7 protein-coding genes are annotated in these 10,802 nt (G+C 66.4%); 2 read left to right on the forward strand and 5 right to left on the reverse strand.

Annotated features, from left to right (window positions below; genetic code table 11):
- Window positions 1–26: 26 nt before the first annotated feature.
- From FHS29_RS34970 to FHS29_RS34980, 3 genes are all read right to left on the reverse strand, one after another.
- The gene (locus FHS29_RS34970) at window positions 27–4,406 is read right to left on the reverse strand and encodes an nSTAND1 domain-containing NTPase (protein WP_184698753.1); all 4,380 of its coding nucleotides are present in this window, start codon (window positions 4,404–4,406) and stop codon (window positions 27–29) included.
- Window positions 4,403–4,840 carry a hypothetical protein gene (locus tag FHS29_RS38580; protein ID WP_376774510.1) on the reverse strand — a complete coding sequence of 146 codons (438 nt, stop codon included), beginning with the start codon at window positions 4,838–4,840 and terminating at the stop codon, window positions 4,403–4,405. The genes FHS29_RS34970 and FHS29_RS38580 overlap by 4 nt, the downstream gene beginning before the upstream one ends.
- Before the next feature lie 1,440 nt (window positions 4,841–6,280).
- Window positions 6,281–6,742, reverse strand: coding sequence for a MarR family winged helix-turn-helix transcriptional regulator (locus tag FHS29_RS34980; protein ID WP_221457230.1), 462 nt, complete (start codon window positions 6,740–6,742; stop codon window positions 6,281–6,283).
- A 280-nt stretch (window positions 6,743–7,022) separates the two neighbouring features.
- On the opposite strand from FHS29_RS34980, the gene FHS29_RS34985 reads away from it, so the two are divergent.
- Window positions 7,023–8,513, forward strand: a complete 1,491-nt coding sequence (locus FHS29_RS34985; RefSeq protein WP_246441182.1) for an amidohydrolase family protein — start codon at window positions 7,023–7,025, stop codon at window positions 8,511–8,513.
- Window positions 8,514–8,877: 364 nt separating this feature from the next.
- Here the strand turns inward: FHS29_RS34985 and FHS29_RS34990 are convergent, their stop codons facing one another.
- A complete protein-coding gene (locus tag FHS29_RS34990) occupies window positions 8,878–9,045 on the reverse strand; it encodes a hypothetical protein (RefSeq protein WP_184698755.1) in 168 nt (55 codons plus the stop codon).
- Between the two features lie 230 nt (window positions 9,046–9,275).
- Window positions 9,276–9,683 (reverse strand): MerR family transcriptional regulator, encoded by a 408-nt coding sequence (locus FHS29_RS34995; protein ID WP_184698757.1) that lies wholly within the window; start codon window positions 9,681–9,683, stop codon window positions 9,276–9,278.
- A gap of 49 nt (window positions 9,684–9,732) precedes the next feature.
- Between FHS29_RS34995 and FHS29_RS35000 the strand changes: the two genes are divergently transcribed.
- Complete coding sequence (locus tag FHS29_RS35000) at window positions 9,733–10,617, forward strand: NAD(P)-dependent oxidoreductase (RefSeq protein ID WP_184698759.1); 885 nt, start codon at window positions 9,733–9,735, stop codon at window positions 10,615–10,617.
- Window positions 10,618–10,802: the final 185 nt, after the last annotated feature.

The following is a 10,802-nucleotide window of genomic DNA, read 5'->3' on the forward strand; positions in this document are numbered from 1 at the left end:
TCGGTCGTCACGTCGCGAGACATCGGTCAGTCGGCGCATCTGTCCCTCCGGTAGCCCGGCTCGGTCCCGACGTACCTGCGCCATTCGTCAATGGTGAGGCCGCGTCCGGCACGTTCACATGCTCGGTCTACCGCGTGGTCGCGAAGGTCGTTGAATTTCGTCAGGTCCCACAGCACTACCGAGCGGTCCGCGCCTCCTGTGGCCAGCCTTGGCCTACCGTCGTGGAACGCGACGGTGTTCACCGCTTTGCGGTGGAATTTGAGGGCGGTGCCCAGGGTGTGGGGTCGCGTGGGATCGGAAGTGTTCCACAGGGTGATGGTCCCTTCCTCGCTGGCTGCGGCCAGAGTGCGGCCGGTGGCGTCAAAAGCCACCGACTCGACGGTGTTGGGCCACCAGGCAAGGTCGTCGGCGGAGTTGATGTGACCTGTCGGGGCACGGCCGAGTTCACGTGTCTGGTTGGGGTCGGACACGTCCCACAGGACGACTGCGCCGTTCCACCCTCCAGTGGCCAGCGTGTCGCCGAAAGCCAAGCTGGTCACGAGCCCTGAGTAGGACTTGAAAGGAGGACCGAGCTGACGGAACGCTGTCGGGTCGGTGACGTCCCACAGGAACAAGACCCCGCTGGCGTCCGCGGATGCCAAAGTGCGGCTGTCGGGCTTGAAGGCGATGGCGTTGATGAAGTTCGCGTGGCCGCGCAGCGGTGGACTGAGCTGACGTGGTGTTGCGGGTGTTGTCACGTCCCACACGACGATGGAGTGGTTTCCGGCGACGGACTCGGGGGCGTCCGCTCCGGCTGTGGCCAGCAGATCGCCATCCGGGCTGAACGCCAGGTTGCCCACTGACCATCGGTGACCGGCGAGTGGCGCGCCGAGCCGTTCGGGCCGGGCGGCCTCGGTCACGTCCCACAGTATGACGCTGTTGTCTCTACTGGCCGTGACGAGTGTGTTCCCGTCCGGGCTGAACGCGAGGGAGACCACTGCGCCGGTGAAGTCGGTCAGCCGGGCTGACCGCCGAGGTCGGGAGGGGATTGCCACGTCCCAGAGCACCACTGTTTTGTCGCTGCTCGCCGTGGCCAGGAGCGATCCGCTGCGGTTGAACGCGACCGTGTTCACCGCGCCCGCGTGGCCGTCAAGTGGCTCGACGGCATTGGCGATGTCCCACAAGATCACGCTGTCATCCCAACTGGACGTCGCCAGGGTGTGGCCATCGGACGCGAAGGCGATGTCGGACACGACGTTGGTGTGGCCCACCAACGGCTCGCCGAGCTGCCGGGGCAGGGATGGGTCCGTCACGTCCCACAGGACCACTGTCGTGTCCATGCTTCCCGTGGCGAGGGTGCGGGCGTCAGGGCTGAACGTGATGGCGTCGATCGCATGTTCGTGTGCCGTCACCGGTGGACTCCATTGCCGTGGTGCGCTGGGATCGGCGAGGTCCCACAAGATGACCGTCTGGTCGATGCCTCCCGTTGCCAGGGTGCGTCCGGTTGGCGCGAAGGTTGCCGAGGTCACGCGGGCGCCCTTGTGGGCGGTCAACGTCTTGATCGCTTCGGCTCGCGTGGGGTCGGTGGTGTCCCAGAGGATCACGGTGCCGTCCCGGCCACCGGTCGCGAGGAGCCGGCCATCGGCGCTGAATGACGCCGTCTCCACACCATTGGTGTGTCCGACAAGCGTTTTCAGCGGTTTCGGGTGGTCGGGCTCGTTCACGTCCCACAGGACGACGGTCTTGTCGTGGCTTGCGGTGGCGAGGACGCGACCGTCGGGGCGAAACGCCACCGCATTGACCGAGCCCTCGTGGACGTCGAGGGGGGCGGTGCGGGGGCGTGGTGTGGTTGGGTCTCCGGTGTCCCACAGCCTCACGGTGTGATCGGCACTCGCAGTGGCGAGAGTGTTGCCGTCCGGGCTGAACGCAGTTTGCCGGACCGGCTGCCGGTGACCATCCAGCGGCGGAGCCAGCGGGCGGACCTCAGGGACGCTGCCGACGTCCCACAGCGCAACGGTGTTCTCGTTTGCACTGACGCCCATTGCCAGAGTCGAAGTGTTGTGGCGGAACTCCACATCCACGACAGGACCCTTGAATCCGGTGATCCGTCTCGTGTAGCTCGTTCTCGCCAGCGTGTCGACAAGGCTTTCGTTGACCTCGTCGTCGGGATTCAGGCTATGAGCGGCTATGCCGAGTCGCAACGCCAACTCCGGCGAGGTGTTCCTCGCGACTTCGGCCTGGGCCACCAACCTGCGTGCCGTCGCGATGTCACGTTGCAGCTTCGCTTGCTGATCCCGCAACACCGCCGTCGTGACCGCGACCACGACGATGGTCGAAACCAACACCAGCGCTGTCCAACGACTTCTGCGCCTGCGTCGCTCGTGCCGCGTGCGCACTCTGACCCGGTCGAGGCAGGTGAGGAGGAAGTTCTGGGCATTCCAGGTGAGGCCGGCGACGTGTGGGCTGCCGCTGAGGTCACCGGCATCAAGGGACAGTCTGTCCAGCGTTGCGGTGAACCTCTTCCCCTCATCCCAGAGGAAGTGGTCGGCACGGCCTGCGTAGATCCACTCCTCGGCGGCGCGCTCGACCGACCGGATGGTGTGCAGCACAACGGTGTGTTCGGAGATCGCCTCGTCCAACGGCGGCCAAGCGGTGAGCAGAGCCTCGTGCGCGACGGCGATCCAGGTGCCGTTGCGGTCACGGGTCGTCGTCAGGAGCCGGTGGTCCACGAACGCGTCCATCGCGGTGCGCGTCGCGTCGGGAAGACCGGAGTAGTCGACCCGACGACGGGTACGCCGGCCTGTGTCGTCCAAAGCGGTCAGCCATACCAGTGCACTCAACACTTGACGCTCGTCCAAGCCGCTGTGCGCCACGGCGGCGCGGTGGGCGGCGTCCGCGCGCTGCGACAGGGCGCCGCGCACTCCGCCGAGGCCGGCGTACCGCTCGGCCGAGATGGTGTCACCGCGGGACAGCCCGTCGGCCAACTGCTGGAGGGTGAAAGCCAGTAGCGGCAGAGCCTCCCCGCTGCCGGTGTCGCCGACCAGATTCGCCACCAACTCCGCGTCGATCTTCAATCCGGCGATCCGTGCGGGTTCCTCGATGGCGAGACGCAGCATCTCTGCCGACAACGGGGCGAGGGCGTAGACATCGAGGGGCACCTCGACCAGGCCGGGAAGCATCCGGAGGTCGTCGAGGAAGATCGATCGCAACGTCAGGACGACCTGCGCCGCACCGGCGACAGCTTCCTTCAGCAGCAGCGCGAGCCTGCCCCGCAGCCCTTCGTCCATTGTCTGCGTGAACAACTCCTCTGCTTGGTCGACCGTGATCAGCACATGCCGTGCCTGTCCGTCGGCGCGGAGAAGGTCGTCCACCACCCGGCGCAACCCTGACGCCGTCTCCAGGCGTTCGAGCACCTGCGCATGTGACCATTCGAGGCCTATTGCCGCAGCACCGGATACAACCGCACTGGCCAGTGCGTAGAGCGGATCGTCGCCCGGCATCCACGGGGGTAGGACCACCCAGTCCAGGTCACTGCCCATGTGGGGCAGCAGCTTGGCCCGCACCAGCGACGACTTGCCGCATCCGGACGGGCCGATGACCGCCAGTATCCCGCCCGCGGCGACGGCGCGGACTCGTCCCGCCAACTCGCGACCTTCGTCGGAACGGCCGAAGAAAAGATCGCTGAGCTCGGCCGTGAATGCTTCGAGACCGGGAAACGGGTTCCTGCCTTCCCTCCACCGTGTCCGTCCTCGCCGGTCAAGGGCATACAGCGCTCGGAGCAACTCGTCAGGAGCAACATCGAGATCGGCCGTGCAGTCGATGTGATGCACGGATGAACCGACTAACGGAGGGTCGACCCTGGGCTCGAATAACAACGGCACCAGCGGGCACAGGAGCGCGTCAGCGATCCACACCTCGCCGCTGCACCACCTCGAAGCGACGAACGCTCGGGTGACCACGCACACCACGGCGTCCGCTTGCCGCAACTGCCGGTACAGACGCGGCTTCCACGGCTCACCGCCGACGATCCCGTCCTGCCGATCCCGGTCCATGAAAACGTCATGGCCTTCTTCGCGCAGCCACGCGACGACCTTCTGGGCGCGGTCCAGATCCTGGTGAGCGTAACTGACGAACACCCGTGCCATGACAATGCCTCCGGATCGAGCCCGATACGGCACCGGCACGATACACCGCGACCAACCTATGATCACCGCGTCGATGCGGACGATACAAATCCATGGCACGTCGATGAATCCCGTGCGCGACCCGTCGAAGCGCCCTGAAGCGCGGCGTGTCCTGGTATCGACCGAAACCAGCTGCCCATCGCGTGTCCGCTGCTCAGCGAGCAGAAGAGCGCGGCCACGGCCTCCAAGCAGGCCCGGGATGGCGTCGGACGCGACACCCAGCGCGTGAAGCAGGAAGCTCAAAGCTCGCCGGGCGACAGCGGAGCACCGGCGGTGGCGTAGCCGTGCACGTCGACGTTGTAGAAGCGGTCGATATAGCCGGAGATCGAGTTCTCCGCCTCGTCACGGGTGCGTCCCTTGTTCCGGTAGCCAAGGCGATCATCACCGCGTCCGCCCTCATGCGCACACAGGAGGGAGGTCGTGCCTGGACGATGCTTGGCGGAAGTTCTCCCGACCGCATTGCGTGTCGCGGACGGAACAGTGGGGCTCGTTGCACGGACCGAGGAAGCTGGTTGCAAACCCTGCCAGCCGATGTTCCGCTCCCCGTGCACTCCGCTTAGCCCCTCCACACATGCGGCGAATGCGCCGTCACCGGGAACCACAGGACCATCGCACTCCAGCGCGGCCCGGAAGTCCCCGGTGACGATCACATCGGCCCCGACGTAGTCCAACACCATCACGCGTGCCGCCGGCCCCGACTACGCGACCACCGAATGGGTGCGGCGGACACTATCCCGCAGGATTTGTCCAGCCACTGGCGACGAGGACCCACTCCCGTCCATTCCATTGCTCAATGAAAGCCGAGGCGCGGAATCGGGTGCTCGGACTGGTATCGCGAATCCCGTGGCTACGACACCAGATTTCTCCCGGCACCACATGGCCGTTGCCGCCAGGGCCATCACAGGACGATTTTCACTGAAGCCGTTGGGGTAGTCCTCGTAGCGCCAGATCCAAGCGTTGGCGATGAAGTTGGCGGGCATAGGGGCCTGGCGTCCATTCGCATCCACGTGGATGAACTGGGCGAAGTTGTTCAGTCCGTCCCAGCAATAGCGAACATAGCCCCACGGCAAACTACTGGTCGGCCGTGTTACAGCGACCGGGCCCGCCAGCACGGAGTGACCCAGGCAAGCGGTGGTAAAATTTCCGTCTCCCGCCGACGCCGTGCCGGGAGCTGCCAACATGCCCACAATCGTCGCTAGTGCAGCCAGGAGCAGCGTGGCTCGCCTCGCACGCGGAGAGTGCCGCGTGTTCGCTCCGGCGAATACGGTTGAGGACGAAGTCGCGGAAGCGCCCGCAGTCGTTCCAATCGACATTATTCCTATCCGTGCACCTATATTTCTCATTAAACGAGTCACCGTGAATTTCTCCTCGCTGCAGCCAGGTTGCTGCAAGTCGCAGGTTGTGCTGTCAGTCCAAACGTCCGGCACTTCTGATTCCTAATACCAAGTTGGCGAGTCACATATGGGGGGTCCTTTCGGTGCTGCCCGTAGCCGGGGAGGGGTCAATCAGAAGGAGTCTGGTGTCCGGTCGCGGGGCGGCGCCAGCGACAACATCTACAGTTCACCTATACAATTCCGTGTTGCGGGGGTATCGCAGGGCGCTAGTGGTGCGTCACAGAGGGTTGACCCGGTAATCGGTCGTGCGGGAGGCGGTTGTGGCTCGTCGACCGAGTGTGTTCGTGCGGCTGTTGTCGATGGACGAGGGTCGGAGCTTCAGCGGATCACCAGGACGTCGAAGGATCCGGTGCAGTTGCGGCGGGCGATCGTGGTGCTGATGTCCGCGCAGGGCAGGCGGTCCGGGCATCACTTCGTTGATGCGGGAGAACCGAGGCCGGGTGGTACCCAGTTGGCGTTGCAAGACGGTGATTTGGTGCCGTAGCGCCAGGATCTCCGCCTCCCTGTCCCGATTCCTCATTGGCAGCCGGCGCAGCAACGCGAAGGCGTTGATCGCGCCCAGGTAGGCCAGTCGGAACAGTACAGCCGGTCATCATGCCGAGTTGGTTGACGTCACGGCGGATGGCGGCGGTCCCCGTGAGCGCTCTACGCCTTGAGTTCGTACGTCCTCTACCCGCGTGGATGAAGTATTCGGCAGGCACAATCCTGCGGCTTCCGTCGCCGCTAGACGTGCGGCTGTTCTGCTTGCAGGTTCTCGAGGATCTTGGTGGCAATGGCGGCAAACTGGTCGAGTTCTTCACGCGTGAGGCGGTCGATGACAAGGCGGCGGACCTCCTGGGCGTGGCTGGGCGCGGCTTGCGTGAGCGCGGTGAGGCCTTTCGCTGTGATCACCGCCTCCATGCCGCGCGAGCCGCACCGTTCCCGCGTGACCAGGCCTCGGTTGCACATCCGGGTGAGCTGGTGGTGCATGCGGCTCTTCTCCCAGGTGGCCACTCGGCTGAGCTCGTAGGCGCGCATCCGCCCGTCGGGCGCCTCGGACAGCAGCGCGAGCACGGTGTAGTCGGCGTTGGACAGACCGCTGCTGGCCTGGAGCTGCTGCTCGATGCGTGTCCGCAGCAGCTCCAGCATCTGGAAGGACACCCGCCATGCGCGGAGCTCGTGTGCGGTCAATCCCTGCTGCTTCATGGCGCCATCCTATCCCGCGAGTTGACAAATCAACTCCTGCGCGTAGCCTTCAGTTGACACATCAACTCGCGGTGCTGATCAGGACGCGTCGCCGTCGGCGAGCCTTCGTGAACCCTCAGGCGGAGTGCGCAGGCGTCCGCGGTCCCCGCAGCCACCGCACGCAGGAAGGCACACCATGACCAGACGACGTGACGATGGCGAGCCGCCGGAGCGGCCCGCTCCGGGAACCGGGCGGCGCGACTTCCTGAAGACGGCCACGGTGGCCGCAGCGGGAACGAGCTTGTTCGCCGCCGGCCCGGCCGCCGCAGACGGTGATGCCGAGGGGCGTGCCGGTGACCGACCTCCGAAGGACAGCGGGCGGAGGGGGTGCCGCTACGTCATCCGCGGCGGCGCGGTGATGTCCATGGACCCGAATGTCGGCAACTTCGCGGCCGCCGACGTTCTGGTCGAGGGCAGCAAGATCGTCGACATCCGGCCCCGCATCCGCGCCGCCGGCGCCGGCGTGATCGACGCTCGGGGGCGCATCGTCCTGCCGGGCTTCGTCGACACGCACCACCACCTGTTCGAGACCGCGGAGCGTGCGTTTCTCGCCAATGGCCTGCTTCTCGACGATCACTCGGGCTCGCCGAGCGCGTCCCCGAACTACGGCGAGCACGTTCTGCGGGGATTCGCGCGAAACTACCGGCCGGCGGACGTCTACATCAACTCGCTGTTCGCAGGGCTATCGCAGCTCGACACCGGTGTCACGACGGTGCTGGACGTCTCGCAGATCCACCACTCCCCAGAGCACACCGATGCGGCGGTTCAGGCGCTGGTCGACACGGGGCGGCGTTCGGCGTTCGGGTTCTTCGAGGGTGACGGCCGCGCGGCAGCCCGGTACCCGCAGGACGCCTACCGCCTCAGGGATCGGTGGTTCTCCTCGGACGACCAGCTGGTGAGCATGGTCATGGGCGGTGAGCTGCACCTCGGCCGGCAGGTGTACACCCGCGCCTGGGCGATCGCCCGCGAGCTGGGTCTCAGGATCGCCGCGCACTCCGTCGGCTCGTGGGGAATGCGGCCCGTCTTCGACGACCTCGCTCAGGGCGCCGCCGGCGTCGAGGTGGGACCGGACAACCTGTTCATCCACATGACCGGCATGTCCGACCGGACGTGGCGGCGGTTGCGGGACGCCGGTGCGCAGGTCTCACTGGCCTTCCCGATCGAGATGACGATGCGGCACGGCACGCCGCCCATCCTCAAGATGCAGCAGCTCGGCATGGAGCCCTCGCTGAGCTCCGACGTCGAGACGACGATGGCCGCGGACCCGTTCACACAGATGCGCTCCGCGATGACCATGCAGCGCATGACCGTCAACCAGATGGTCCTCGACCAAGGCGACCTCGTGCCGCCGAACAACTGGCCGACGCCGGCCCCGGGCACACCCGAACTGCTTACCGTCCGCGACGTGCTGCGGTACGCGACCGTCAACGGCGCCAAGCACCTCGGACTCGACGGCAAGACCGGCACCCTCACGCCTGGCAAGGAGGCCGACATCGTCCTGCTCGACGCCACCGCACTCAACGTGGCCCCGCTCAACAGCGTTCCGGGAGCGGTCGTGTCGCTGATGGACCGCACCAACGTCGAGACGGTGATCGTTGCCGGCGAGGTGCGCAAGTGGAAAGGTCAACTGCTCGGCGCGGACCTGCCCCGGTTGCGCCGGGAACTCGAAACGTCCCGCGACTACCTCTTCGCAGCGACGGGCCTGACACAGGACCTCTTCGCCTGGAGCTGAGAACCCATCGCAGCGACAAGGCCACTTCACTCATCCGAATCAAGCGAGCCGGCCGGTCGCGTTCCCCGCACCCGCAGGGTTGGCGGACGACGTCACCACCTTCACGACCTCCTCATCCGGCCGTGGCCAAGCTCATCAACCCATCGATGACGTACCACAGGCAACCATGTCTCCGCGCTGCTCCCAGACCAGGGCTGACCTGCGGTATCGCGATGGCCGGCGGCGGGCCGTCCAAGAGCACTTGGCAGCCGCTCGGGTGCGAAAGCGCAGTCCGATGCCGCCACCTCCAGCTGGGCTGAGTGAAACATCAGACGGGACGCCGTCCGCTGCACTCCGAGGCGCGTTGGCCTGGTCCGCGACGGTTCTACCAGTGGTCGGCGGCGTAGCGGTCCCGTTCGCCCTTGCGGACGAAGATGCCGGTGACGATCTCGAGTGCGGGCTCGTAGTCGTCGGCGAGGTTGATCTTGCGCAGACCGCGGCCGGGTAGCCGTCCTTCCGTGACGGCGGCGGCGACTCGTTCGGTGGTGAGCATGCACCCGTGCGTCAGTTCGGCTAGGCAGGACTCGAACCCGCACGTGCGCTGATCAGGCCTGTGACCATGGCAAGGAGTGGCGCCGGTTCGTGTCGGTGGATTCGAACCGGCATGGTGAAGACCTTCACAGTGGTAGTCGATCCTGAAGGACGCCGGACATCCGTGGACGCGCGTCCCGCCACCCGGGACGGCGTTCCCGCTGGCCCGGACCGTAGCCGAACCCTGGCGGCTCAGGCGGGGACGGGCTCCGGCTCGGCACCGTCAAAGGGTGGATAGCTTTCGCTGCTCGTTCGTTCGGCCGCATCGATGTAGTCGGCGAGAGCGTCGCGGGATTGGGCGAGCCTGTCCATCTGCTCGTCCAGTCGCTGCAGCCGTGACCGCATCGCGGCCAGCAATTCGGGACAGCCGAGCAGTTCCGGGAGCTCTCCGACCGCGCAGGGCAGCAGGTACGCGATGTCCTCTGAGGACAGACCGGCACCGAGCAGGTGCCGGATCTGCTTCACCCGCAGCATGGCGTCCTCGCCGTACTCGCGGTAACCGTTCGCGCTGCGGTCCGCATCCAGCAGGCCTTGGGCCTCGTAGTAGCGCAACTGATGGGCGTTGACGCCCGTCCGACGACTCAGTTCCCCGATCCGCATCGAAACCTCGCTTGACCTTCACACCGGTATCAACGTTGACGATGCTGCCATGAACAACGAAACCACCACACCCGTGGCAGTCATCGGACTCGGACTGATGGGCCGGGCACTCGCCGGCGCGTTGCTCAAAGCCGGGCATCCCACCACCGTGTGGAATCGTACGGCCGCCAAGGCCAACCAGCTGGTGGCCGAGGGTGCGCGGCTGGCGCCAACGGTTGGCGACGCGCTCCAGGCGGGTTCCCTGACGATCATCTGCGTCACCGACTACCAGGCCGTGCACGAACTGCTCGACGCGGGCGACATCAAGCTGGACGGCACGACGTTGATCAACCTGACCTCGGGCGACTCGGCCCAGGCGCGCCAAGCCGCCCAGTGGGCTGAACTGCGCGGCGCCCGTTACCTGGACGGCGCCATCATGGCCGTCCCGCCGGCGATCGGAACCGCCGAGGCGGTGATTCTGCACAGCGGGCCGCAGTCGGACTTCGAGGCACACAAGTCAACACTCGATGCGCTCGGCACCGTCACCTACCTTGGCGCGGACCACGGGCTGGCGTCCCTGTACGACGTGGCCGGCCTGGCCATGATGTGGAGCGTCCTGAACGGCTGGCTCCAGGGTACTGCCCTGCTCAGGACGGCCGGTGTCGACGCCGCGACGTACGCGCCGTTCGCCCGGCAGATCGCTGCCGTCGTGGCCGCATGGCTGCCCGGGTATGCCGAGCAGATCGACAGCGGCTCCTTCCCTGCCGAGGTGTCGGCCCTGGAGACCGACGCGCGGGCGATGGCACACCTCATCGACGAGAGCGAGGCGGTGGGTGTCAACGCCGAACTGCCGAAGTTGATCAAAGCGATTGCCGACCGCTCGATCGCCGCCGGACACGGCGGAGAGCAGTACCCCGTGCTGATCGAAGAGTTCGGCAAACCCCGCAACGATTGACCGATCCCGCCACCGGAACCGAGCGTCTGGCATCAGGCTCGGCGGGATGGCCGAACGGCCGAACATGGGGGTTCGCAGGGGTCGGGCGGGCGCGAGCAACCGGCCGGAGGTGGTCGTCGACGAGGAGATCGGCATGGTCCTCATCGTGACACCACTAGCGGACGTTCCTCGTCCGCTACCCCCGT

It is taken from the genome of Saccharothrix tamanrassetensis (assembly GCF_014203665.1).
GTDB lineage: Bacteria > Actinomycetota > Actinomycetes > Mycobacteriales > Pseudonocardiaceae > Actinosynnema > Actinosynnema tamanrassetense.

Bases quoted from the DNA above. Each gene is read 5' to 3' on its own strand.
- FHS29_RS34980 (WP_221457230.1), bottom strand. From the start codon at position 6,742: ATGAAGCAGCAGGGATTGACCGCACACGAGCTCCGCGCATGGCGGGTG.
- FHS29_RS35000 (WP_184698759.1), top strand. From the start codon at position 9,733: ATGAACAACGAAACCACCACACCCGTGGCAGTCATCGGACTCGGACTG.
- FHS29_RS34995 (WP_184698757.1), bottom strand. From the start codon at position 9,683: ATGCGGATCGGGGAACTGAGTCGTCGGACGGGCGTCAACGCCCATCAG.
- FHS29_RS38580 (WP_376774510.1), bottom strand. From the start codon at position 4,840: ATGGTGTTGGACTACGTCGGGGCCGATGTGATCGTCACCGGGGACTTC.
- FHS29_RS34990 (WP_184698755.1), bottom strand. From the start codon at position 9,045: ATGCTCACCACCGAACGAGTCGCCGCCGCCGTCACGGAAGGACGGCTA.